Origin of the sequence: Marinobacterium sediminicola, from assembly GCF_022343685.1 — a bacterium.
Classification (GTDB): Bacteria; Pseudomonadota; Gammaproteobacteria; order Pseudomonadales; family Balneatricaceae; genus Marinobacterium; species Marinobacterium sediminicola.
Genome location: NZ_CP092123.1, coordinates 993982 through 1017896, shown reverse-complemented (window position 1 = coordinate 1017896; position 23915 = coordinate 993982). Strand labels below are relative to the sequence as shown.

The 23915-nt window shown below is 56.4% G+C and carries 20 protein-coding genes and 1 tRNA gene; 18 read left to right on the top strand and 3 right to left on the bottom strand.

What is annotated here, in order from left to right; all coding sequences use genetic code 11:
• Positions 1–30 precede the first annotated feature (30 nt).
• The 13 genes from LN244_RS04770 to LN244_RS04710 all read left to right on the top strand — a co-directional run bounded on the left by LN244_RS04770 (position 31) and on the right by LN244_RS04710 (position 14818).
• On the top strand, positions 31–942 hold the full coding sequence (locus LN244_RS04770; RefSeq protein WP_239041705.1) for an acetaldehyde dehydrogenase (acetylating): 912 nt from the start codon (positions 31–33) through the stop codon (positions 940–942).
• A 13-nt stretch (positions 943–955) separates the two neighbouring features.
• Positions 956–1984 (top strand): 4-hydroxy-2-oxovalerate aldolase, encoded by a 1029-nt coding sequence (gene dmpG / locus LN244_RS04765; RefSeq protein WP_239041704.1) that lies wholly within the window; start codon positions 956–958, stop codon positions 1982–1984.
• Between the two features lie 36 nt (positions 1985–2020).
• A complete protein-coding gene (locus tag LN244_RS04760) occupies positions 2021–3358 on the top strand; it encodes a spinster family MFS transporter (RefSeq protein WP_239041703.1) in 1338 nt (445 codons plus the stop codon).
• Between the two features lie 71 nt (positions 3359–3429).
• A complete protein-coding gene (locus tag LN244_RS04755; protein ID WP_239041702.1) occupies positions 3430–4197 on the top strand; it encodes an SDR family oxidoreductase in 768 nt (255 codons plus the stop codon).
• Positions 4198–4211: 14 nt separating this feature from the next.
• On the top strand, positions 4212–5543 hold the full coding sequence (locus tag LN244_RS04750; protein ID WP_239041701.1) for a serine hydrolase domain-containing protein: 1332 nt from the start codon (positions 4212–4214) through the stop codon (positions 5541–5543).
• A gap of 337 nt (positions 5544–5880) precedes the next feature.
• The gene (locus LN244_RS04745) at positions 5881–6906 is read left to right on the top strand and encodes a hypothetical protein (protein WP_239041700.1); all 1026 of its coding nucleotides are present in this window, start codon (positions 5881–5883) and stop codon (positions 6904–6906) included.
• Positions 6907–7015: 109 nt separating this feature from the next.
• Positions 7016–8062, top strand: a complete 1047-nt coding sequence (locus LN244_RS04740) for a 2Fe-2S iron-sulfur cluster-binding protein (RefSeq protein ID WP_239041699.1) — start codon at positions 7016–7018, stop codon at positions 8060–8062.
• Positions 8063–8256: 194 nt separating this feature from the next.
• The gene (locus LN244_RS04735; RefSeq protein ID WP_239041698.1) at positions 8257–10257 is read left to right on the top strand and encodes a sensor domain-containing diguanylate cyclase; all 2001 of its coding nucleotides are present in this window, start codon (positions 8257–8259) and stop codon (positions 10255–10257) included.
• Between the two features lie 30 nt (positions 10258–10287).
• Positions 10288–11376: a 4Fe-4S dicluster domain-containing protein gene (locus LN244_RS04730; protein WP_239041697.1), complete on the top strand. Its 1089-nt coding sequence runs from the start codon at positions 10288–10290 to the stop codon at positions 11374–11376.
• On the top strand, positions 11373–12215 hold the full coding sequence (locus LN244_RS04725; protein ID WP_239041696.1) for an FAD/NAD(P)-binding protein: 843 nt from the start codon (positions 11373–11375) through the stop codon (positions 12213–12215). Before LN244_RS04730 ends, LN244_RS04725 begins: the two co-directional genes overlap by 4 nt.
• The gene (locus LN244_RS04720; protein WP_239041695.1) at positions 12215–13027 is read left to right on the top strand and encodes an NADH-quinone oxidoreductase subunit B family protein; all 813 of its coding nucleotides are present in this window, start codon (positions 12215–12217) and stop codon (positions 13025–13027) included. Before LN244_RS04725 ends, LN244_RS04720 begins: the two co-directional genes overlap by 1 nt.
• Positions 13020–14315 carry a Ni/Fe hydrogenase subunit alpha gene (locus tag LN244_RS04715; protein ID WP_239041694.1) on the top strand — a complete coding sequence of 432 codons (1296 nt, stop codon included), beginning with the start codon at positions 13020–13022 and terminating at the stop codon, positions 14313–14315. Before LN244_RS04720 ends, LN244_RS04715 begins: the two co-directional genes overlap by 8 nt.
• On the top strand, positions 14312–14818 hold the full coding sequence (locus tag LN244_RS04710) for a hydrogenase maturation protease (protein WP_239041693.1): 507 nt from the start codon (positions 14312–14314) through the stop codon (positions 14816–14818). Before LN244_RS04715 ends, LN244_RS04710 begins: the two co-directional genes overlap by 4 nt.
• Here the strand turns inward: LN244_RS04710 and LN244_RS04705 are convergent.
• A complete protein-coding gene (locus LN244_RS04705; RefSeq protein ID WP_239041692.1) occupies positions 14755–15585 on the bottom strand; it encodes an ATP-grasp domain-containing protein in 831 nt (276 codons plus the stop codon). The two genes, LN244_RS04710 and LN244_RS04705, sit on opposite strands and share 64 nt — an antisense overlap.
• 168 nt (positions 15586–15753) lie before the next feature.
• On the opposite strand from LN244_RS04705, the gene LN244_RS04700 reads away from it, so the two are divergent.
• Together LN244_RS04700 and LN244_RS04695 are read left to right on the top strand one after the other, a co-directional pair.
• Positions 15754–16686 carry a DMT family transporter gene (locus LN244_RS04700; protein WP_239041691.1) on the top strand — a complete coding sequence of 311 codons (933 nt, stop codon included), beginning with the start codon at positions 15754–15756 and terminating at the stop codon, positions 16684–16686.
• Positions 16687–16939: 253 nt separating this feature from the next.
• Positions 16940–17260 carry a hypothetical protein gene (locus LN244_RS04695; RefSeq protein ID WP_239041690.1) on the top strand — a complete coding sequence of 107 codons (321 nt, stop codon included), beginning with the start codon at positions 16940–16942 and terminating at the stop codon, positions 17258–17260.
• 46 nt (positions 17261–17306) lie between these two features.
• Here LN244_RS04695 and rmuC read toward each other — a convergent pair whose 3' ends face one another.
• The gene (rmuC, locus tag LN244_RS04690; protein WP_239041689.1) at positions 17307–18758 is read right to left on the bottom strand and encodes a DNA recombination protein RmuC; all 1452 of its coding nucleotides are present in this window, start codon (positions 18756–18758) and stop codon (positions 17307–17309) included.
• 129 nt (positions 18759–18887) lie between these two features.
• Between rmuC and LN244_RS04685 the strand changes: the two genes are divergently transcribed.
• The 3 genes from LN244_RS04685 (at position 18888) to ltrA (ending at position 22865) form a co-directional block, all read left to right on the top strand.
• Positions 18888–20282 carry a mannose-1-phosphate guanylyltransferase/mannose-6-phosphate isomerase gene (locus tag LN244_RS04685; protein WP_239041688.1) on the top strand — a complete coding sequence of 465 codons (1395 nt, stop codon included), beginning with the start codon at positions 18888–18890 and terminating at the stop codon, positions 20280–20282.
• An 841-nt stretch (positions 20283–21123) separates the two neighbouring features.
• Positions 21124–21197 (top strand) — tRNA-Gly (locus LN244_RS04680).
• Between the two features lie 24 nt (positions 21198–21221).
• Positions 21222–22865, top strand: a complete 1644-nt coding sequence (gene ltrA / locus LN244_RS04675; RefSeq protein WP_239041687.1) for a group II intron reverse transcriptase/maturase — start codon at positions 21222–21224, stop codon at positions 22863–22865.
• A gap of 125 nt (positions 22866–22990) precedes the next feature.
• On the opposite strand, the gene LN244_RS04670 is transcribed toward ltrA, so the two are convergent.
• Entirely contained in the window at positions 22991–23887 is an 897-nt protein-coding gene (locus LN244_RS04670) for an alpha/beta hydrolase (protein WP_239041686.1), read from the bottom strand.
• Between the last annotated feature and the right edge of the window lie 28 nt (positions 23888–23915).

Sequence of the window (23915 nt, the reverse complement as noted above, 5' to 3'; positions counted from 1 at the left end):
CTACCGATTCAAGTAGAAGTGGAACTAACTATGTCCAAAAAACTGAAAGCGGCCATCATCGGCCCGGGTAACATCGGTACCGACCTGCTGATGAAAATGCAGCGCTCGGAATGGATCGAGCCGGTCTGGATGGTCGGGATCGACCCTGAATCCGAAGGACTCAAGCGCGCCGCCGAGATGGGCATCAAGACCTGCGCCACCGGCGTCGATGGTCTGCTGGAGCACGTGATCGCAGACGATATCCGCGTGGCATTCGATGCCACGTCCGCTTACGTACATGCCGAGAACAGCCGCAAGCTGAACGAACTCGGCGTGATCATGATTGACCTGACCCCGGCTGCCATTGGTCCCTACTGCGTCCCGCCGGTGAATTTGGAAGCGCACGCCAAGAACCTGGAGATGAACGTCAACATGGTCACCTGCGGTGGCCAGGCGACCATCCCGATGGTCGCGGCGGTCAGTCGTGTACAGCCGGTGGAGTACGGCGAAATCATCGCCACCGTGTCTTCCCGCTCTGTCGGTCCGGGCACGCGCCAGAACATCGACGAGTTCACCCGCACCACGGCCGGTGCCGTGGAAAAAGTGGGCGGCGCCAGGAAAGGCAAGGCCATCATCGTGATCAATCCGGCCGAGCCGCCGCTGATCATGCGTGACACCATCCATTGCCTGACCGAAAGCGAGCCGGATCAGGCCGCCATTACCGAATCCGTGCATGCCATGGTGAAAGAGGTGCAGAAGTACGTGCCGGGCTACCGCCTGGTCAACGGCCCGGTCTTCGACGGTAACCGTGTGACCTGCTTCATGGAAGTGGAAGGCCTGGGCGACTTCCTGCCGAAGTACGCCGGCAACCTGGACATCATGACCGCGGCCGGTCTGCGCACCGCCGAGATGTTCGCCGAAGAGGTGTCCAATGGCACCATTACCTTGCCTGAGCGTGGCTAACGGAGGAAAGCAAATGAATCTGAACGGTAAGAAAGTCACGCTGCACGACATGTCTCTGCGTGACGGCATGCATGCCAAGCGTCACCAGATCAGTCTCGACGAGATGGTCAATATCGCCACCGGCCTGGATGAAGCGGGCATGCCGCTGATCGAAGTCACCCATGGCGATGGTCTCGGCGGCACGTCGGTCAACTACGGTTTTCCGGCACACAGTGACGAAGAGTATCTGGGTGCAGTCATTCCCAAGATGAAAAATGCCAGGGTTTCCGCCCTGCTGCTGCCGGGTATTGGTACCGTGGATCATCTGAAGATGGCGAAAGACCTGGGTGTGTCCACCATCCGTGTGGCGACTCACTGCACCGAAGCGGATGTGTCCGAACAGCACATCGGTATGGCCGCCAGGATGGAAATGGACACCGTCGGCTTCCTGATGATGGCGCACATGGTCAGCCCGGAGAAGATCCTGGAGCAGGCCAGGCTGATGGTCAGCTACGGCGCCAACTGCATCTATGCCACTGACTCCGCCGGTTACATGCTGCCGGATGACGTGACCGCTCGTATCGGCCTGCTGCGTGCTGAACTGCCGGCGAACGTCGAAGTCGGCTTCCATGGTCATCACAATCTGGGCATGGGCATCGCCAACTCGCTGGCGGCGATCGAAGCGGGCGCGTCTCGTGTCGATGGCTCCGTCGCGGGCCTCGGTGCCGGTGCCGGCAACACGCCGCTGGAGGTGTTCTGCGCGGTTCTGGATCGCATGGGCGTCGAGACCGGGATTGATCTGTACAAGATCATGGACGTGGCTGAAGACCGGGTGTTCCCGATCATGGATCAGCCGATCCGCGTGGACCGCGATGCACTGACGCTGGGCTACGCCGGCGTCTACTCCTCCTTCCTGCTGTTTGCCCAGCGCGCGGAGAAGAAGTACGGCATACAGGCCCGTGACATTCTGGTAGAGCTGGGTCGCCGCGGCACCGTCGGTGGTCAGGAAGACATGATTGAAGACCTGGCACTGACCATGGCCAGGGAAAAAGGGCTGCTCTGACCCCTGCAAGCCCCATTATCGACAAGGAGAGTAGCCGTGGTGACAACCGGTTCCCCCAGTTCCATTCCCGCCTGGCGTCGCCACGGGCTATTACTCCTGCTGGCCGTTCTCTACATGGATACGTTTATCGGCCGCCAGATCATGGCGGTGATGATCGAGCCGATCAAGCAAGAGTTCAACGCCAGCGATACTGCCATGGGGCTTGTATCCGGTCTGGCTTTTGCCGGCGTTTACGCTCTGTTCGGGCTCGGCGCGGGCCGCCTGGCAGACCGCCTGCCGCGTACCCGCGTGCTTGCCGTCTGTGCCCTGATCTGGAGCCTGACCACGGTACTGTGCGGATTCACCACGGGATTTGCCCTGCTGGTCATGGCCCGCATGCTGGTCGCCATCGGTGAGTCGGCCGTAACACCGAGCTCGATTTCACTGATTGCCGATCTTTATCCGGCCAACCGTCGTGCCTTCGCGATCAGCTGTTACAGCACGGCTCCCACACTCGCGGCCATCATTGCCATGAGCGCCGGAGCCTGGCTGGTCGAGGCATATGGCTGGCGTACGGGTTTCATTGTAGTTGGCATTCCGGCCAGCCTGATCGCTCTGGCCATACTGCTGGTACGCGAACCGGCGCGGGGAACCTGGGACCACCCGCCAGCAGAGCCGCGAATGCCCCTGTCCTTAGTAGAAACCCTGAAATCCTTATGGGCACTGAAGCCCTATCGCTTCCTGATATTTGCCGCAGGCATGAGCACGCTGGGTGCCAACGCCTATGGCATGTGGAATGCCACCTTTCTGGTGCGCTCCCACGGTCTGGATCTGCAACAGGCCGGTGTCTTGGCCGGTTTTGTTGGCGGTGGCTCAGCTGCCATTGGCATGCTGTTCAGTGGCTGGTTCACCGATCGACTGATCAGCGCACACCCTCGCTGGCAATTGTTGATTCCACAAGTAGGCCACGGCATTGGAATCTTCGCCATGGCGGCCTATCTGCTTTGGCCTGCGGACAGCCAAATGATGCTCTTCAATCAGTCCCTGCCGACAGCCATGATATGGTGTGCGCTGAACGGTTTTTTTGCCGTCTGGTGGGTAGGTCCCTGTTTCAGCATGATTACGCGACTGGTATCACCTGACAGCCGTGCCGTAGCCATGGCGTGCCAAACGGTGCTTGTGACACTCTTTGGGGTTGGCATTGGCCCTCTGGCAGTCGGCGGCCTGAGTGACATGATGACGCCCTTCCTGGCCACCGAGTCTTTGCGCTACTCCCTGCTGTTGGGCTGTGTGAGTACCTTTGTCGCCATGCTGTTCCTGCAAAGAGCCTACTCGGCTCAGCAACAGGATCAGGCTAGCCGAGGCACAACGGCCGGAGTCAATGCCATAGTCTGAACGGACGAAGAGTCACCCGGACATCACTTGCATAGTCTGATGGGAAAAATGATAAAAATGAGGAATGCCACATGTCCACTATCGCTGTAACCGGTGCCGCTTCAGGTATCGGCGCTGCCGTCTGCAAACATCTCGAAGCGGCCGGTCACACTCTGATTCGCGTTGACCTTCGCAACGCTGACGTTAACGCCGACCTGTCCAGTTCTGAAGGCCGCCAGGCTGCCATCGAGCAAACCCTGAGTGCCTGCAATAACCAACTGGACGCAGTTGTCGCCTGCGCCGGTGTGGGCGTCACAGCTCCATCCATCGGCCTGATTGTCGGTGTCAATTATTTTGGTGTGACTGAATATCTGAACGGTCTTGAAGATGCGCTGAGCGCCAGTGGCAAGGGTACAGCCGTCATCATCGGATCGGTAGCGGGCAGCCATATGGTGGCGACACCCCATCCGATGGCCGAAGCCATGCTGGACAATGACGAAACCAAGGCTCGCCAGATGGCTGAAGAGTTCGGTGACCCTGCCGCTGCTTATGCCGCCTCCAAATACGCGGTAACCGTCTTTGGCCGTCGCAAGTCGGTTGAATGGGGCAAGCGTGGCATGCGTCTGAACATCATCGCCCCGGGAGCCGTTGAAACCCCTCTGCACCAGGCCTCCAAAGAGGATGCCCGTTTTGGCGAAGCGGTGAAAAATTTTGTTGCCCCGATGGGACGGGCCGGTATCCCCGACGAAATCGCCCACGGTGTCGACTTCCTGTTGTCTGACAAATCGGCCTTCGTGAATGGCTCGGTTCTGTTCATCGACGGTGGTATGGACGCGATGGTCCGCGCCAACAAGTTCTGATTCGGGGAGTTTTTATGTCCTGCACCAAACCCGGCCTGCTGCTGGCGGCCCTGTTCGGTTTATCCACACTGTCGGCACAGGCAAGCCAGTGCCAGGCACCTGCCGAGACGCAATTTCTGCCTGCCAAAGAGTCCGTCCCTGAGGAAATGGGCTGGATGCAGGGCAGCCCGCCGCCTGTTGACCGTCGCGTCAAACTGGCAGATGGATCTTTCTTCAAGTTTCCGGCGCTGCGCTACAGTGTTCGCCACATGAACGAATTCCTGCCCACGACGCTGGTCAGTCGGCGGAATACGCCGCCCAATGCGCTTCCATACGCACTGGATGAAAGCCTTGAGCAGCACACCTATACCCCTTGGGGATACGAGCAGCCGATCAGTCTGGAACAGGCTCTGCGCGAGACCTATACCGATGGCCTGTTGATCATGCATAAGGGTCAGGTGGTCTACGAACATTATCTGGACGGTTTCAAGGATTACGAACGTCATCTGCTGATGTCGATGACCAAGGCGGTGACCGGCACACTGGCACTGGATCTGATCAAGCGCGGGCAGATTGATGAAAACCTGCCGGTGAGCCACTACATTCCGGAACTGAAGACTTCGGGATTTGGTGATGCGACCGTCAAGCAGGTACTCGATATGACGACGGGTATCGATTTTGACGAAAACTACGCCGATCCCAAGTCCGAGATTTGGGTTTTCTCCGCTGCCGGTAACCCGCTGCCCAAACCCAAGGGCTATCAGGGCCCGACCGGATACTATGAGTACCTGCCGATGGTACAGAAGAAGGGTGAGCACGGCGAAGGCTTCCACTATCGCACGGCCAATACCGAGGTCATCGGCTGGCTGGTAGCGCGTGTCACCGGCATGTCTGTGGCCGATTATCTGGAAGAGAAAATCTGGAGCAAGATCGGCATGGAGCGCGCGGCCGTGTTCCAGATTGATGAGTACGGCACGCCCTTCTCCGGTGGTGGCCTTAACGCCAGCTTGCGTGATCTGGCCCGGTTCGGCGAACTGCTGCGCAACAATGGCCGTTTCGGTGATGAGCAGATTCTGCACCCGGATGTGCTCAAGGACATTCGCATGGGCAGTGCCTTCCCGGCTTTTGAAGCCCCCTTGCATGAAAGCATGGCCAGCTGGTCATTCCGCAGCATGTGGTGGGTTACTGGCAATGAGAATGACGCGTTTATGGCCCGGGGTGTCCACGGCCAAAGCCTCTACATTGACCCGGCCCGTGAGCTGGTCATCGCCCGCTTTGCCTCTCATCCGATAGCCGCCAACAAGTCGAATGACTGTCTGAGCCTGCCTCTTTACCAAAGCCTGTCTGACCGCTTCGCCAACCACTGATCTCCATTTCGGCCTCCAGTCATGGAGGCCTTTCCCCTAGTCAGCCTCTCCTTTACGCATTTGCAACAAGTGATACTTTTTTGACTCGAGTCAAATAACCACACTATCTAAACGGGTTACCTGACACCCGTTTTTATCCTCTACAGCGACCTCTCAATGGATCGAAATTTAATTTAAGTAATTGTTTATAAAACAAACCATTGGTCATTTTGCATATTTCGTGCCCACCCATAAAGTGATACGGAATGGATTTTTTTTGTGTTGATTTATGTATCACTTAAATCTAGATTCAAGTTGTCCTTAACAACAAGAACAGCTCAATACAGAGGTAAGATCCATGCACGATAAAATCGCTAATACCATGGAATTCCCGCCGGAAACGCCGCAGCCGAACATCTACCCGCTGCGCTGGGAAACCAAGACCTCCAAGATGGAAGAGATCTGGGATGCGTCTCTGCGTGAAGCCTGGAACCCGAAAGACCTGCCCTGGGATACCCTTGATGTCTCCAGCTATTCCTGGGAAGAGCGTGAGGCGATCGCCTACTGGTGGACCCTGCTCTCTGTATTCGATGCATCTGCACCGCCGGTATTTGCCGAAGCCTTTATCAAGACCTACGAAGACCACGAAGAGGATGCCATCCGTCGCTGCTTCTTCTCCGTGACCCGTGATGAGCAGAACCACGAACAGATGTGTGGTCTGGTGATCACCAAGATGCTGGAGTCTGCCAGCCCGCTGGAATATGAACCGAAAACCGATCTGGGCCGTCGCCTGCAGAAAAACGCTCGCTGGTTGTATTACAACGGTGGCCGCTACTGGAATGGCTACAAGCAGGCCGTGCCCAAGTACAACCTGGCGGTCCTGTTCAGCTCCTTCCTGATGGGTGAAATCGCGGCTGCAACCATCTTCAAGCAGATGTCGCAGAGCTGTGAAGAGCTGGTGTTCACCGAAGCGTTCAAGAACATCGGTCGTGACGAAGGTCGTCACATGGCGATCTGCCTGTCGCTGATGGAGCGTGACTACCCGAACCTGTCTGCCGAAGACAAGAAAATCATTACCAAACAGATCCGCGCTGGTTACCTGTTCCTGTCTGCGGTCCTGTTCGAGCCGCCGGCCGAGTTCTGGGACCTGCCGGAAGACTTCATCGCCACCCAGCGTGAAGCCGAAGCAATTGCCCGCGAAGCCGGCTTCGGCATCCCGAGCTACGAGGACAAGCTGGACAACTGGCGCAGCGCCATGCTCAACCTGAAAGCGGTACTGGACAAGTACGACACTCCGTTCCCGGCGATCCCTGAAGTGGACATCACCGGTGAAGAAGTGACTCAGGCCGATCTGGACTCTGCAGACATCATCCCGATCTTCTGATCCGTTCTGCACGATTCTGGCAGCAGCCGCCCGGCAGGTCCGGCCGGCTGCTTTCCTGTCCCCATTTCAGTTTTACAGGGTTACTGCAACACAGTGCCCGGAGGTACCCATGACGACGATCCGTTTATCCCCGTCCGGCAAGGAAGTGGAAGCCAAAACCGGTGAAACCGTACTCGAAACGCTGGAAAATGCCGGCTACGCACTGCCCAACAACTGCCGTGCCGGTGCCTGTGGCGAGTGCAAGGTCAAGGTTCTGGAGGGTGAATTCGACCAGGGCATGGTGCTGGACATGGCGCTGTCTCAGGAAGAACGTGCCGAGGGCTATGGCCTGATGTGCATGTGTAAGCCCTTGGGCGAAGTGCTTGAAATCGACTGGGGCACCGATGATGCCAAGCCCAAGCTGTTTCCGCCACGCGAAAATGTACGCTGCATGGTCGTGGATCGTATCGAGCGCACCGACCGTATCGCCGAGATTCGCCTGCGTCCCATTGGTGAACCTCTGCGATTCTGGCCCGGCCAGTACGTCAGCCTGACCGATACCCAGAAAACGGTGACGCCACGCTCATACTCCATTGCCAATGCACCTCGCCCGGACGGTGAAATCGTGCTGCAGATCACACGAGTGCCTGAAGGCAAGACCAGCAACTGGGTGCATCAGGACGTTCGCCCGGGCAGCATGGTGAATCTTTCAGGTCCCTATGGCACCTTCATTGGCGATCCGAGCACGGATGGCCCTGTACTCTGCCTGGCCGCCGGTACTGGATTGGCACCGATTCTGAGTCTGACCGACGCAGCCCTGAGACGTGGCTTCAAGCAGCCGGTGCACCTGATGTTTTCGGCACGCACCGAGGCTGATATCTATTGCCGCGGCCTGCTGGAGCTGTGGAACACGCGCCATCGCCGCTTCAAGTTCATTCCAACGCTGACCCGGGAAGAAAAGGAAGGCACCTTGCATGGCCGCATTCCCGAACTGATTGCCGGACAGTATCCGGACCTGTCAAAGCATGCCATCTATATCGCCGGCAGCCCCGAGTTCGTTGAAGACTGCATTGCCGCCGTCAAGGCACAGGGCGCTCAGGCTGACATGATTCATACCGAAGGCTTCTTTGATCAGGCACAACCGGAAACGCCTTCAAGTGACCGACTGGTCGGCTAAAACGAGCCAGTCACTTCTTTCGACAGCCCCGTGCAAGACAGGGCTGTCGCCCCCTTTTTCACCCGCTTTCACGCCTTGAACCCTTCCCCAGAAAAAATAGTTGCTAAAAAGAAACATTGATGAAATAAACAGGTGATTAAACTCTCATTTTTCACTATACCTATACAAGCCCCCGCATTTTTGTGAGCGGTTTTATGACTGATTTTTCTGTGACTTCAGTTTCCAGCCAACATGATCAGCTGAGCATGGGTCTCCTGCTGAGCCGACATAACCCCAAAATGCGCGGTTTAATTCTTTTGATCTGGGCTGCCAGCGGCTTCCTGTCCGTGATCCTTGGCGTTGCTGCAGTTGAATACAACTGGTCGGCCCTGCCGATCGATCTGGGTCCGCATACTTTTCATGTCACCCTCTATCCACCACTGATTCTGGCCATGTTCTGGCTGCTGTGGTTCGGGTTCTGGTGGGCGGCGATCCCGACCTGGCTATCCACCTTCCTGTTGGCCAGTTATTACGGCATGCCGTACGAATGGGCGCTGCTTTTCGCCTGTTCCGACCCTTTGGGGCTGGCCCTGATTGCCATGATCTACCGGGCTCAGCCCCATACCGCCGATTTCAGGCGTCCCAGTAACATTGTTCTATTCATCCTGATCAGCTTTGCGGCTGCCGTGCTCAGCTCCATCGGCGCCTTCATCTGGAGTCATGCCACCCAAGCTGATATCACCAGTCTTTATGAGGTCTGGGAAGGCTGGTGGATGGGCTTTCTGCTTCAGAACATACTGGTGGTATTGCCGGTTCTGCTGCTGAGTCTGACATTCATCCGCCGCTGGCAGCGAAGTACCGGGTTCTGGGTTGCGCGGCAATCCAGCACGGATGGCCTGCGCATGACGCTGGTGGTCGCCGCAATACTGGTATCGACCGCGATGCTGTTTACCTGGCTCAGTACCAACTTGACTAAAACCGCTATCAGTACTGCGGCGTACAGCCGTGATCCCCAGCTTTGGCAACCGGTCGCCGACATGGTTCAGGACTCGGTGGATGCGCTGATGACCGTGTTGCTGATCCTGATGAGCGCCATGTCGCTGTTCGGTATTTTTCTGTTCCGCTACTGGTCCAAGCGGCTTACACAGTCAAACCAGATGCTCAGCCGCAGCAACCGTCTGCTGAGCGCCGAAATCCGCGAGCGAGAAAATGTGCAGGCCGAATTGCAGGAACGCTACCAGATGCTGAACCTGATGGCTGAACTGGACTCCCGGCTCCACTCGGCAAGTTCGGCGCAGGAAATTATCGATGCGCTGACTGAATATCTGCCCCGCCAGCTGCCGCAGTTGGAAGGGGTGCTGTGTCGCTTTACCCAAGATCAGCGGCTGGAAATTCTGACCCACTGGGGACGCCACGCCCTCATCGGCGCGCATTATGCCGCCCAGCTGGAACTGCCGGACGAGTCGGAGCACTGGGAACAGGTTTCTCTCTACGACCCCGAGGGAACACGCAACATTCATCGCGTACTGCCCCTGAAATCAGGACGCAAACTGATCGGTGTCGTTCTGCTGGGAGCCGAACCACCCGGTAATACGGCGATCAGCTTCGTTCTGCAGATGTTGTCCGAGCACCTTTCACTGGCTCTGACCAACCTGCAACTGCGTGAGCAACTCATGCAGGAAGCCACGCATGACCCCCTTACCGGATTGTACAACCGACGCCATCTGCACAACTGGCTGGGATCAGAACTAGCACGGTGCAACCGTCATGGGCGGCCCATGTGCCTGATGCTGATCGACATTGATCACTTCAAACGTCTTAACGACAGCCTGGGGCATGAAGCCGGTGACGAGGCCCTCAAAGGCATCGCCACCTTCATCACCGAGCGGATTCGTGAAAGTGATATCGCCTGCCGCTTTGGCGGGGAAGAGATTGTCGTGGCCCTGCCCGAAGCAAGCCTGTTCCACGCTCAGGACCGTGCCCTGGACCTGCTGCAGGGTATTCGTCAGCTGACGCTGTGTACCTCGTCAGGTGATCCCCTCCCTCCTTTGACGGTTTCCATTGGCCTCGCCGCCTACCCGCAGCATGCCGACAGTGTCGATGCGCTGATTCGTGCTGCCGACAAAGCCATGTATCAAGCCAAATCGGCAGGTCGTAACCGTTTAATGATCGCCGACAGCTCGCCCAAGCTTGTGTTCTCCTCTCCCGGAACCTAACGTAAGAGAAAAGCCCAGCGGAAACACCTTATGTCTGCAGCGGATTTTCTGCCCCGTTCAAGCCTGTCGTCCCTCATCGACCTGCTCCAGCAGCAGGGTTATCGGGTAGTGGGTCCGCAAGTCATCGATGGCGCTATCCTTTACCGCCCTTTACAGCAAGCCGATCAGCTTCCTGCGGGAATTGAACAGATTCAGCAGCCTGGCCAGTACCGGCTGATCAGGACCCAAGGTCCTCGCCTGTTCAGCTGGGCCAATGGCCCGCAGGCACTAAAGCCCCTGACCTTTGCACCACGTGAAACCCTTTGGCGTTCGCACTTGCAAGCGGACGGCAGTCTTCGCTTTGAAGAGGTCATCGAGACAACTGAACCGACTGCAGTACTGGGGGTTCGCGGCTGTGACCTAGCAGCCCTCTCGCTGCAGGATCAACATTTCTCAGGTGACCCCTATTATCAACAGCGACGTGATTCTCTGTTGCTGATCGCTGTGGACTGCTCACATCCGGCAGACACCTGTTTCTGTGCCAGTACAGGTGACGGGCCGGATGCCAGGGCCGGTTACGACCTGGCACTTGTCGAACTGGATGACGGCTACCGGATTCGTGCCGGGAGCCCAAAGGGACAGAGCCTGATGGACAATCTGCCATTGGACGCTGCAACCCCGGAACAGCAACAGCAGACTGACGAGCAACACCAAAAAGCCTGTCAACAACAGCGACATCTGCCTGCGTTTGAGCCGAGCAGGTTGATCCATCAAGGCCAGCACCCGATCTGGGACAGTCTTGCTGAAGCCTGTCTCAGTTGCGGTAACTGCACATCGGTCTGTCCCAGCTGCTTCTGTTTCAGTGAAAGCGAAGTTCCCGAGCTGGATGGCACGACCTCCGGCCATCAGCGCCAGTGGGACTCCTGTTTCAGCGAGGGACACAGCTACATTCACGGCCACCGTTTCCGTCCCGACACCAAGAGTCGCTATCGCCAGTGGCTGACGCACAAGTTTGGCAGCTGGGTCGAACAGTATGGTCGCAGTGGCTGTACCGGCTGTGGCCGCTGCATCAGCTGGTGCCCTGTAGGTATCGATCCGCTTGAGGCTTTGACTGAATTGGGCAGAGAGGACGTTGAATGAGCAATCCGGCACTGCCAACCGAAGCCGTGGTCCTGAATCGGATTCAGGAAACCGAGGATATCTTTACCCTCCAGCTGCAGTTGACCGACCCGAGCCAGCAGTGGCGGCTGGGTATTCAACCGGGCCAGTTCAATATGCTCTACCGTTATGGCGTGGGTGAGATCCCCATTTCGTTCAAGGCGATCAGCGAAGATGATCAGGGCCACCCGGTACTGGAACACACCATTCGTGCCGTTGGCCGTGTCAGCCGATCTCTGGCCGAGCTGTTGCCGGGCGATCGAATCGGACTGCGCGGGCCCTTTGGGCAGGGCTGGCCATTGGAACAGGCCGAAAACAGGGACCTGTGCGTCATTACCGGCGGTCTCGGCTGTGCCCCTGCGGTTTCCATCATTGAGCATGCTTTTGCCAACCGGACGAGCTACGGGCACATCCATATCATTCAGGGCGTCAAGCACTCGGCCGACCTGCTCTGGCGCAGCCGTTACGAATTCTGGGCACAGCAGCCCAATACCACGGTGTTGATGGCCGCCGACGTCGCTGCCCCCGGCTGGCCCTGGTACAGCGGGCGGGTAACCGAGCTGATCAAACGCCTGCCGCTCAAACCCGATAAGACACTGGTGTGCTGCTGCGGCCCCGAGCCGATGATGCAGGCCAGCGCAGAGCAGCTGATCCGCCAGCATGTCCCGGCCGAATCCATCTGGCTCAGCATGGAGCGCAACATGCAGTGTGCAACAGGCCACTGCGGCCATTGCCAGTTCGGTTCCGACTTCATCTGTCACGACGGCCCGGTCATACCCTACCCTCGACTGTGCGGGCGTCTGGGACTGGAGGGAGTCTGATGGCCAAACCACGTATTGCGGTTCACAAGTTCAGTTCCTGCGACGGTTGCCAGCTGGCCTTTCTCAATCTGGGCGAAGCTCTGCTGCAACTGAATGAGCAGGTCGAGATACTGCACTTTCTTGAAGCCGGTATGAGTGATGTCTCGGCCGACGTCGATATCGCTTTTGTTGAAGGCAGCCTGTCGACTCCTGATGAACTGGAACGCATCCGGCAGGTCCGCGCCAACAGCCAGTATCTGATCACCATCGGTGCCTGTGCGACAAGCGGTGGCCTTCAAGCATTGCGTAACCTTGATGGGCACCATGATGAGTGGCGTGATGCGATCTATGCCCAGCCTGAATTTATCCACACGCTGAAAAACGTTGTGCCCATCGCATCCGAGGTAAAGGTGGACCTTGAACTCTGGGGCTGTCCGGTGAACAGCGTCCAGATTCTTGCTGCCGTCCGTGCCCTCTTATTCGGGGTAGCGCCGGTGGATGATCGCGACAGGGTATGCCTGGAATGCAAGCGCCAACAGACAGTCTGCGTCATGGTCACTCAGGGAACCCCCTGCATGGGGCCCGTCACACGCACGGGTTGTGGTGCCCTGTGTCCGCGCTTTGGCCGTGATTGTTACGGCTGCTACGGCCCCAGTGAAACGGCACAGTCTGAAACGCTGGCCCGTCGCTTTGCCGGCCTTAGTCTCGTACCCGATGCCATTGCCCGTCGCTTTCTGTTGATTAACTCTCAGGCACCCGCGTTTCTGCAGGCCGGAGGTGTCTTTTACCGCTCAGGGGCTGAAGACCCGCGAGCAGGAGATCAGGATGACTAGTCGCCGAATCCGTATCGACGTGCCGGCACTGACGCGTGTTGAAGGTGAAGGCTCACTCAGGCTGGAGATCAAGGGAAACAAGCTTGTGGAGCTGGGACTCTCGATTTTTGAACCACCCCGTTACTTCGAAAAGTTTCTGGAAGGCCGAGAAGCGAGAGAGGTGGTCGATATCGTTGCCCGCATCTGTGGCATCTGCCCGGTGGCATACCAGATCAGCGCACTTAACGCGCTGGAGTCCCTCTCGACCCAAGCCGTCTCACCCTGGGTGCAGCGGATGCGTCGTGCCTTCTACTGTGGCGAGTGGCTGCAAAGCCATGCGCTGCATATCCACCTGCTGGCACTGCCCGACTACCTTGGTTTTGATAATGCCATCGCCATGGCAGAACGACACCCGGAGGAGGTCAAGCGTGGGCTTAAGCTGCAAGGGATGGGTAATGCACTGATTCGGCTATTCGGCGGCCGTTCGGTCCATCCGGTCGGCGCTCGATTGGGTGGTTTTCATCACGCACCCTCGGCAGAAACGGTTGCTGATCTGGTCGAAAAACTGAAGGGGGCTCAGGAAGATGCGCGGAACCTGACCCATTTCTGCGCCAGCCTGCCACTGCCGGATGACCCACAGAGCTTTATCTGCGTGGCTCTGCACCACCCTGATCATTACGCCATGGAAAGCGGAGAGATACATACCAGTACCGGTCTGGTTCTTAACGCGGCCCAATTCGAGCAACATTTCCACGAGCACCACAAACCTGACTCCACAGCGCTCTGGTCCGATCTTGACGGCCACCCATACCTGACCGGCCCACTGGCACGGCTGAATATCAACCACGCTCAGCTACCCGACTTCTTGCAGGCGCGGCTGCAGGAAATCGGTTTTCAGCTGCCGTCATCCAATATGTTTCACAGCCTGATTGCACGGGCGCTGGAGATTGAACTGGCGCTGCATGAAGCCATTCGGTTATTGGATGAATACGCATACCCCGATGCCCCCTATAACAGCCTGTTTCTCGAGCCAGGCATCGGTTTCGGCATGAGCGAAGCCCCCCGCGGCCTGCTTTGGCATCGCTACGCGCTCGACGATCAGGGCCTCATCCAGGCTGCGCGTATCGTCCCGCCCACCAGCCAGAATCAGGCCCGCATTGAAGAGGATTTGCACCGCTCACTGAGTCGCTTTGGGCTCAACCATGATGAAGATGCCCTCAGACTCAGGGCCGAGCAGGTGATTCGCAACTATGACCCGTGCATCTCCTGCGCCACTCATTTTCTTCGTCTGGAGAAACATGAAACGTGAGCACCCACTTGCATCTGATCATCGGTATAGGCTCACCTTTCGGAGACGATCAGGTCGGCTGGCGAGTGATTGATCAATTACGCCAAATGGGACTGCCGTCAGCGATACAATTGCTGAGCCTTGACCGTCCCGGACCCGAACTGATTGAGCAGATGCAGGGAGGCGCCAGCGTAACCCTTATCGACGCCGTCATCAGCGAACAGCACCCGGTCGGCTGTTGCCTGGAATTGGACCCTGACCAGTTGGCGCAGCTGGACACCTGCTCCAGCCACGGCTTCGGCCTGAGCAATACACTGGCGTTGGCACAACAACTGGATCAACTGCCCACAAGGCTGAGAATTTTCGGAGTAAGCATTCGCACACCCGGAATGGGCGATGGAGTATCCGAGGAAATCAACGCTGCTGCGCACGCACTGGCGCAGCAGCTGGCTGAGGAGTATCAGACCGCAATCGGCATGGGCGGTGTTGGGTGTTTGGGATCATCGTCGTCATCATCGTCGTGATCGTTAGCCGCTTCCAGATATTCCAGAATGGCGGCCGACACCTGTTGGCTTAAGCCTTGAAGCCCTGTATTGCCGAACAGCCGGTTGAATTCCAGCAAATAGGGGTAGCCTTCTACCATCGCGACATCAAATCCCGCATGGTCGATTTCCAGCTCCTCGGCCACCTTCAGCACCAGATCAATCGCTGCCTGAGGCAGAGGCGTCTCCGCATCCACCGAACCACCCTGTGACAGATTGTTGTGGAAGCCATCATGTCCCTGGCAACGCCAGAACCCGGCCACCAGCTTGCCGCCCACAACCACCAGTCGAAGATCCCGGTCAATCGGCAACAGTTCCTGTGCGTAAATAACCGGGGTCTTGGCCAGGTAGGCATTCCAGTCCGCCCGGTTCTCGATCAGAAACACACCCTGCCCCATACTGCTTTTGGGTATCTTGGCGACAAAGGGGGAAGGCATCTGATCCCAGACTCGCTCGGCGTTCTGCGGGTCATTCGGCTCGATGAGCGTCCAGGGAGTATGACCCGGCACCACCATCTGGAAGGCGCGTGTCATCTGCACCTTGTCATGACCGATCAGATAGGCCGAAAGACTCGGAAATATCCGCTTCTTCAGGCCGAACACCAAGGCATTGACCTGCCAGTACTCCGGGAAGAGCACCCATTCGGCCGCCTCGATTTCAGCGCGCTGGCGAAACATGTGTTCAGGCTTGATGTAGTGGACATCAGGGAGGTGAAGAGTTCGGAACGCATCGAAGGATACGTATTTCATACCTGTCTACCAAGGCAACCAAAGCGCAGAATAATAGTGCGATTTTCAACCAGCTCAAAGCATTTTCAACGGCTCTTCGAGCAACTTTTTTCAACCCGGGAGCTGCAATCTGAAGAGATAAAATGTAGCCTTAATTACATTTTTAAAATCCGCTCATCAGGAGTGCACATGAGCCCCCAACGACGCCATCTAGACTTCTTTGCCGTCAGTATCCTGCTGGTGCTTTGCCTTGGCTGGGGTTTCCAGCAGATCGCCATCAAACTGGCCGCAGCGGATATCGCTCCGACATTGCAGATAGGTCTGCGCTCAGCCTTTGCTGCCATCGTTTTGCTGCTGCTGATGCTGCGCAGCGAAGGGCTGCGAATGTTCAGTGATGGCACCTTGAAAGCAGGGTTGCTGGCCGGTCTTATGTTCGGTATCGAGTTTCTGTTCGTGGGGGAGGGACTGGTTCATACCAGCGCCTCCCATATGGTGGTGTTTCTCTACACCTCACCAATTTTCACGGCACTGGGCATGCATTTTATTCACCCTGACGAGCGCTTGAGCCGAATCCAGTGGAGCGGCATCGCCCTCGCCTTTGCCGGGGTTTGCATCGCGTTTCTGGGCTCAGGCAACAGTGAAGGTACCAGCCTGCTCGGAGATGCCTATGCGCTGGCTGCCGGTGCCACCTGGGGCTTAACGACCGTGGTGATACGAGGCTCGAAGCTGTCCGAAGCCCCTGCCGTCAAAACCCTGTTCTACCAGATGGCAGTAGCAGCAGTGTTACTGATCGGTGCAGCCTTCCTGATGGGTAATGGTGCAATGAACTGGACCCCGGAAACAACGGTGAACATGGCATTCCAGGCAGTGCTGATCGCGCTGGCCAGCTACCTGACCTGGTTCTGGCTACTCAAGCGTTATCTGGCCTCCCGTATGGCCACCTTTGTTTTCATTACCCCGCTGCTGGGCGTGGTATTTGGTGTACTGATTCTCGACGAAGTGCTGACAACCAATTTCGTATTGGGTGGAACGCTGGTGTTGGCGGGAATTTTCCTGGTCAGCGCCAAGGACCTGCTGAACCGCCGCAAGGCACGCCGGGTCAGGGAGGCGCTGGATTCCTGAGGTCGATTGGGTACCGCCACTGCCCATGCGGTGGCCCCCCAAAACTCCGCTGGAAGCATATAGACGGTGTTGAACGATTCAGGCCAATAAACCTTGTGCTCCAGAACATTTCTATTGTCGTAGATCATTTGACTGTTCTCGACATTCAAACATCCATAAATTAATTTATGGACACTAGTGTCTACTTTTACAGACAAAGCAATGGAGCTGCTGCTGATATGACCTAATACAAAAATAATAATCAGGAGTATGTATGCATCTCGTTAAAGACCTTATCGACAGCCGTATTGTCTATTATTGGGTTGATGACGACGGCGAGACCAAAAGCCCCCTGCTATCGACTTTTACACTTGCCGAGCACTGGTGGAAAGAAAAGATGTTCGCCCGCCATCAGGGGCTGGAGCGGCGCCGATCCGTGATCGACCGACGGTCCAACAACGAGAAGCGCAGGAGGATGCACGAGAATCATCCTTTTGCCTCGATTAACCCTCAGGGTCGACGTTCTACCGATAAACCGCCGGAGGTCACGTTCGATTTGGCCGCCTCCAAACTCAGAAGACTCGCTGCCGGTTAGAGCTGTCGACACGCCGAATGGCCCCCTCCCGGATGAATGTTGTGCTTCAGGCGCCGCTATCCAGCTCCAATCGCGCCTTGTCGACCAGTTCTGCCGGCAGCTCTTTCTGCACGGACACGCCCAGGTCCTTGAATTCGGCGGCCTGCTTGATCAAATTGCCCCGTCCGGAATACAGCTGAGCGAAGGCTCTGTCGTAACTGGCACGGGCACCATCCAGCTTCTTGCCCACATCCTGCATGCTGGTCAAAAAGCTGTTGAGCTTGTTGTAAAACTTCTCGGCCCGCTCCGCCAACTCGGCGGTATGGCGGCTCTGATCCTCAAAACGCCACAACTGACGCACGATGTTCAGACTGGTCAGCAACGTGGTCGGCGTCGCTACCAGAACATTCTGCTCCAGGGCTCGCTGGTAAAGTGTTTCATCAGCCTTCAGTGCTTCCACATAGGCAGATTCCACCGGAATGAACATGATCACGATCTCCGGAGAATTCAGACCCGGCAACTTGTCGTAACGGCGCTCGGCCAGCTCTTTGATGCGGTCTGATACCGCACGGGCATGTTCACGCAAGGCCTGCTGTCGCTCACTTTCCTGCTCGGCGTTGACATACCGGGTGTAAGCGGCCAAAGAGGTTTTGGCATCAATAATCAGGTGCTTGTCACCCGGCAGATACACGATCGCGTCCGGTCGCTGCCGTCCCTCCTCGGTGTTGATGCTGACCTCACGCCGATAGTCATGACCCAGTCGCAGGCCCGCATTATCGAGCACATTCTCCAGCATCAATTCGCCCCAGTTGCCCTGTACCTTTTTCTGCCCCTGCAGCGCCGTCGTCAACTTTTCGGCCTGATCTGTAATCGCCTTGTTCAATTGCTGCAGATTCTGCAGTTCGGTGCGCAACTGCACCCGCTGCTCGGTTTCACGCAAATGAATATGCTCGACTTTCTCACGGAAGCCTTTCATTTCATGCTGGATCGGATTGAGCAGCTGGTTCAGACTTTGCTCACTCATCTGCGTAAACGCCTTGCCCTTGCGTTCAAGAATCTCGGCCGCAAGCTGCTCGAACTCTTTTTTCAGCAGTTCACGGCTCTGCTCCAACTGCCTGAGTTGCTCACGAAAGTGAAGCTCCTGCTGCTCTCGGCGTGACGAGAGAGCACTGTGTTCGGATTGAAGTTGCTGGAATTCAGCCTGCAGTTGTTGATAACGCTGCTGTTCCTGCTGCCACCATGTCTGGTACTGCTGCAGGGTCTGATCACGCTCTTCGGCTCGGGTCTGCAACCGTCCCAGCTCCACCTGCAGCTGCCCCTGCTCCTGCTGCAGCGACAGGCTCTGATCACGCAGCATGTCAGCCTCGTCCTGAAGCTGCTCAGCCTGTTGCTGCAACTGCTCATTCGCAACCTTTAACTGCTGCAAGGTAGCAGACGCTTGCCAACGGGTCAGGGCCCAGACCGACAGGGCCACCAGGCAGGAGGCCAGGATGGCGGGAAGCAGGCTTTCCAGTGTCATCGTTTCGATCCACAGCAAAGGTTATCAAGGGTTTAGACGCATGTTAGCAGACAGTCGGTACCCGCTCATCCGTAGCCGGTTGATTCTGGAGTACAATCTCCCTTTTGTAATTCAGATACGAGCCTCGTAATGCAAGCCGTCATTCTGGCCGGTGGAACCGGCAGTCGCCTCTGGCCCCTTTCGCGCCAGCACTATCCGAAACAGTTTCTGACTCTGGACGGGAGCCAGGCATCGCTGCTGCAACAGTGTCTGCAAAGAGCCGCCCAACTGTGCCATCGGCCTGCGCTACTGATTGGCCAGGATGAGCACCGTTTTCTGCTTGCCCAACAACTGCAGGAAAGCGGTCTTGAAGGCCAAATCATTCTGGAGCCGGAAGGTCGCAACACCGCCGCGTCGCTCACGCTTGCCGCGTTGGCCTGCACCGAAAACGGTGCGGCGGATGAATTGCTGCTGGTCCTCCCGGCTGACCAGCGTATCAGGCCGATTGAAGCGCTTGCCAAAGCGGTTGATAGCGCTACGAGCGCCGCACATGAAGGCGCTTTCTGCGTCTTTGGCCTCCCCCCCTGCCGTCCGGAAACCGGCTACGGTTATATACTGGCGCAAACAGATGGTCGGGTGGAACGCTTTGTGGAAAAACCGGATGTGGACACTGCTGCCGAGCTGATCAGCGCAGGAGCCCTGTGGAACTCCGGGTTGCTGCTGTGTCGCGCTGACCGTTGGCTGAACGCTGTGCAGCAGTGCCAGCCTGCATTGCACGACGCCTGCCGCCGTGCCTGGCAACAGAAACAGCGCGATCTTGATTTCATTCGTGTTCAACCTGATGCATTTCGGCAGTCACCGTCGATCTCCATTGACTACGCCGTTCTGGAACACGAATCCCATCGCCACTGCACCCGCCTTGATGCCGACTGGCAGGACCTGGGCAGCTGGGAAGCACTGGCCAAACTTCACGATCATCAGTCTGATGAGCGTGGCTGCTTAAAGCTGGGTGACACCCTGCTGGAAGGCTGTGCAGATACGCTGGTATTTGGTGACAAGAGATTGATCGCCGGGGTCGGCCTTGACCGGCTACTTGTAGTGGATACACCGGATGCTCTGTTACTGGCCAACCGTGATCATATGGACCGTCTTGCCCCGCTGCTGCAGCGACTCAATGATCAGCAGCGACGTGAGTTGCGACTGCATCCACGTGTTTATCGCCCCTGGGGCTGGCACGAAGTGCTGTCGGAAGGGCTGGGGTTCAAGGTCAAGATCCTGCACATCAAACCGGGCGAGTCTCTATCCCTGCAACGTCATGAGCATCGTACCGAGCATTGGATCGTGCTGTCCGGCACCGCCAGGATCACACGGAGCGATCAGTGTTTCGATCTGGGGGCTAACGCGTCCACCTTTATCGCTCGCGGCGAACGGCATCGGCTGCAAAACGCCACCGATCAGGAACTGCTGATTCTGGAAGTGCAGTCCGGTGAACGTCTGGATGAAGAGGATATCGAGCGCTTCGAGGATCGGTACGGCCGAACGTAAAGGCTGTACCTCAGCCCTGATCGTGGTAGTCTGGGGTCCTTCGCGGGTGTAGCTCAATGGTAGAGCAGAAGCTTCCCAAGCGTGCGACCTGAGAGTCGTGGAGGTAGCTAGCCTCCTCACCACGCATTGTTAGCGTGAGGAAAATAGCAATCCAAATGTGGTCTCAACCTTCGTGCTGAGTCCTTTCCACGGTGTAAGCCGTGTAAGTAATTGTCCGGCGGGTCTTGTACCCGTAGAGGACCGGATGTCCGACCATCCGTAACCTAGGAGCGGTGCGTGGCGGGTAACTGCCGGGTACTAAGCGCTCTGACAATGTAATCACCCTCACGGGTCTGCTAAGGTCCGTGAGGGCCAAAGCAGGATCTTGCTTCCGCAAGCAGGTGAGATGCTAGGTTGAGCTGAAGGGTTAGCGCAAGCGAACCATTATCGAAGCGTCGTCAAGCTGAATGGGCTTACGCGGATAAGTGGCCCATCCCCTCTGGGGAGTGGTTGGTTAGAGCACTGCTTGGTTGCTCTACGTTGGCAAAATAACCACCGGCGTTAAGATGGAACCCTCTCAGCCCGTGTTACTTACACGGAACAGGGTAAGACCGATACCATGTCCTTGAGACTAGCGAACCGCAAGGGGCTGCGAAGTGGTAGCGGTTAAAGGATGGCGGAAAAAGCGAATGCCGTGCTGTAATGGTGCGGATAGGGGATGCAATGATTGCCCCAACCTGAAAGGGTGCTGACTTCCGCTTGGTGGTCTGTTGCTAGACAGACTCTGCAAATCAAAGAACCCAAATGGGCAATCATGACGCCCATTTGGGTGAAATGTTTGCCTTCATGGGTATTCCCATGAGCGGGCGTAGCTCAATGGTAGAGCACTTGGTTCCCAACCAAGGTACGGGGGTTCGATTCCCCTCGCCCGCTCCACTTCCTAAATAAGTGGAGGCAGATATGGACGCGAGTAATCGTGATGTCGTCTCCCCCCAGTGGTCAGAATGGCACTCTACGGAGTGGCGATCTGTCATCATTCGGGTCAGGAGATTGCAAGTCCGAATAGCAAAGGCGACCATGGAGTGCAACTGGCGTAAGGTCAAACAGCTCCAACGCCTTTTGACACGGTCAACGAGTGCGAAGGCGTTAGCCATCAAACGAGTAACCGAAAATAGAGGCAGCAAGACCCCTGGTATTGATGGGGTTGTGTGGTCCACGCCTAAAGCCAAAATGCTTGCGCTAAGTAACCTCTCAACAAGAGACTACAAAGCCAAGCCCCTACGCAGAATCCATATCCCTAAAGCCAATGGCGGTAAACGGCCACTCGGTATTCCAACTATGGGTGATCGTGCTATGCAGGCTCTATACCTGCTGGCGCTAGAGCCCGTATCGGAAACAACGGGGGATGGAAATTCCTATGGGTTTCGCCCACATAGATCCACTCAGGATGCGATGGCACAGTGCTGCAATGCACTATCTCGTCAAAACTCCCCACAGTGGATTCTGGAAGGTGATATTAAAGGATGCTTCGATAACATCAGTCACGAGTGGTTGCTGAATCATGTGCCGTTGGAGCGGCCCGTGCTGAAGCAATGGCTCAAAGCTGGTTTTGTCGAACTGCGTAAACTTTTCCCAACTGACTCGGGAACGCCACAGGGAGGAATTATCTCACCCGTGTTGGCAAACCTGGCACTGGACGGTATGGAAGGAATGCTCAAGAAGCATTTCCCGAGACGCCGGAAAGTAAATTTCATTCGCTATGCCGATGACTTTGTCGTCACAGCCACCGATCCAGAGACTTTGGAAACGGCCAAGCGCCTGATCCGTAACTTCTTGGCTGAACGTGGACTGGAGTTGTCAGAGCAGAAAACCAAAATAACCCATATCAATGACGGGTTTGATTTCCTGGGTTGGACGTTCAGAAAGCTCAAAGGCAAATGGCGTATGACGCCCTCACAGAAAAACCAGAAAAGGTTCTACGCAAATGTCAGAGATGTGGTCAGAACTCATCGGGCTTCGTCCCAAGATGTACTGATCTCTAAACTGATCCCTGTTATCAGGGGCTGGGGGATGTACCACAAGCACGTCAGTGCTACACGTACGTTCAACCAGGTGGACCACAAAATCTGGTACCTGCTCTGGCGCTGGGCGCAAAGAAGACACCCAAACAAAGGCCGAAGATGGATCAAGCGGCGATATTGGTCGCGCATCAAAAGCCGGGATTGGGTGTTTGTCAGTCGAGGGCTCGAACTGTTCAGGTTATCGCGGATCCGGTGCAACAGGCACCTAAAGATCCGGTCCGATGCCAACCCCTATGATCCTGCCGACGAGGTTTACTTCGAAAACAGGGTCAAACGGAACATGATCGAGCAGGCCAAAGCCAAGATAAACCGCATTTGGTTGGCCCAAAAGGGAAAATGTCCGATTTGCCAAGAACTGATCACTCAACAGACCACATGGGATATACACCATAAAGTCTGGAAGAGTCTCGGAGGAGGCGATGAAGACGCAAATCTGGTGCTTCTACACATGAACTGCCACAAACAAGTTCATGCTAGAGGCTGCACGACATGGCCGCCGGCTTGGCTGAAAGGTCAGGCTTAACGGCTGCTTGAGCCGGATGCAGGGAAACTTGCACGTCCGGTTCTTAGGGGGGAGGATGACCGTGAGGTCATCTTCCTACCCGACTTAAGACGAGGGTTCGATTCCCTTCACCCGCTCCAGCAGTTTCATCGAACATTTCTCAAAAGTGCTGGCCAGTTTTTATCCCAACAGCAATGGTGACTGTAACCTGGAACTATTTCAAAACCGGGTTTCATACTACCTGGGAAACGGTCAACAAACTGCTGCACCATGGTCGGTGGGATAATCTGATCATCACTACCCACGAAGTGCCATTGGCGCACATGCTTCAATACTTGAACTTCGTCAGCGGGGTTGAGCGAACCCTGTAATGGAGTTATTCGATGGTATCGAGTCCAGTACTCGGTATCCAGATTTCCGGCAACAGTCACCAACCCATCAACATCCTGCCTCCTTGCCGCCAGCAGCGCAGCAATGGCTCCTCCTCCCGAATATCCGATTAAGGTAAGCGACTGGGCGCCCTGGCGCCGCTTGAGTTCGTCCAACGCCAGGTTGTAAGAGTGAATAACCTCGGGAGAAAAACGCTCTCCTAACCAGTAACGAGAAGAACAGTCTATGCCTGGAGTGTATTGGCAAGGTCTGGCCAGATATATGACCTCAGTTGTGGGGTCGGACAGTGCCAGTTGCAATGCCATTGGATTTACCGGTGTCGGATTGGACGAAGGACGGCTGCGACTCACCCAGGCAAGTCCATCCCCCTCAATGTAGATACGAAGCTGCTCATTTCCTCTTGCATGGTTCGGAGCATACCCCGTTAACTCAAAAATACCTGCCTGTATAACAAACCTTGACCACCCGTGTTGAGCAGCCAAATGAGCTGCGTGGCTTATGCGCTCTTCAGGGGAAGGAATACTGGTGCAGGCCGAAAGCATAACAGCCGCTATTCCCCATAACAGGTATCGCCAAAAGCGGCTTTCAACAGCTGCATTTATCATCACATTAACGTCGTTCCATGAATAAAAAAGGCCATGAGCACTGCTCATGACCTTCATCCTAACAAGTGACTGTGGT

Bases quoted from the DNA above. Each gene is read 5' to 3' on its own strand.
- LN244_RS04715 (WP_239041694.1), top strand. From the start codon at position 13,020: ATGACTAGTCGCCGAATCCGTATCGACGTGCCGGCACTGACGCGTGTT.
- LN244_RS04725 (WP_239041696.1), top strand. From the start codon at position 11,373: ATGAGCAATCCGGCACTGCCAACCGAAGCCGTGGTCCTGAATCGGATT.
- rmuC (WP_239041689.1), bottom strand. From the start codon at position 18,758: ATGACACTGGAAAGCCTGCTTCCCGCCATCCTGGCCTCCTGCCTGGTG.
- LN244_RS04730 (WP_239041697.1), top strand. From the start codon at position 10,288: ATGTCTGCAGCGGATTTTCTGCCCCGTTCAAGCCTGTCGTCCCTCATC.
- LN244_RS04735 (WP_239041698.1), top strand. From the start codon at position 8,257: ATGACTGATTTTTCTGTGACTTCAGTTTCCAGCCAACATGATCAGCTG.
- LN244_RS04740 (WP_239041699.1), top strand. From the start codon at position 7,016: ATGACGACGATCCGTTTATCCCCGTCCGGCAAGGAAGTGGAAGCCAAA.
- LN244_RS04670 (WP_239041686.1), bottom strand. From the start codon at position 23,887: ATGAGCAGTGCTCATGGCCTTTTTTATTCATGGAACGACGTTAATGTG.
- LN244_RS04700 (WP_239041691.1), top strand. From the start codon at position 15,754: ATGAGCCCCCAACGACGCCATCTAGACTTCTTTGCCGTCAGTATCCTG.
- LN244_RS04685 (WP_239041688.1), top strand. From the start codon at position 18,888: ATGCAAGCCGTCATTCTGGCCGGTGGAACCGGCAGTCGCCTCTGGCCC.
- LN244_RS04750 (WP_239041701.1), top strand. From the start codon at position 4,212: ATGTCCTGCACCAAACCCGGCCTGCTGCTGGCGGCCCTGTTCGGTTTA.
- LN244_RS04770 (WP_239041705.1), top strand. From the start codon at position 31: ATGTCCAAAAAACTGAAAGCGGCCATCATCGGCCCGGGTAACATCGGT.
- dmpG (WP_239041704.1), top strand. From the start codon at position 956: ATGAATCTGAACGGTAAGAAAGTCACGCTGCACGACATGTCTCTGCGT.
- ltrA (WP_239041687.1), top strand. From the start codon at position 21,222: ATGGACGCGAGTAATCGTGATGTCGTCTCCCCCCAGTGGTCAGAATGG.
- LN244_RS04745 (WP_239041700.1), top strand. From the start codon at position 5,881: ATGCACGATAAAATCGCTAATACCATGGAATTCCCGCCGGAAACGCCG.
- LN244_RS04695 (WP_239041690.1), top strand. From the start codon at position 16,940: ATGCATCTCGTTAAAGACCTTATCGACAGCCGTATTGTCTATTATTGG.
- LN244_RS04720 (WP_239041695.1), top strand. From the start codon at position 12,215: ATGGCCAAACCACGTATTGCGGTTCACAAGTTCAGTTCCTGCGACGGT.
- LN244_RS04705 (WP_239041692.1), bottom strand. From the start codon at position 15,585: ATGAAATACGTATCCTTCGATGCGTTCCGAACTCTTCACCTCCCTGAT.
- LN244_RS04755 (WP_239041702.1), top strand. From the start codon at position 3,430: ATGTCCACTATCGCTGTAACCGGTGCCGCTTCAGGTATCGGCGCTGCC.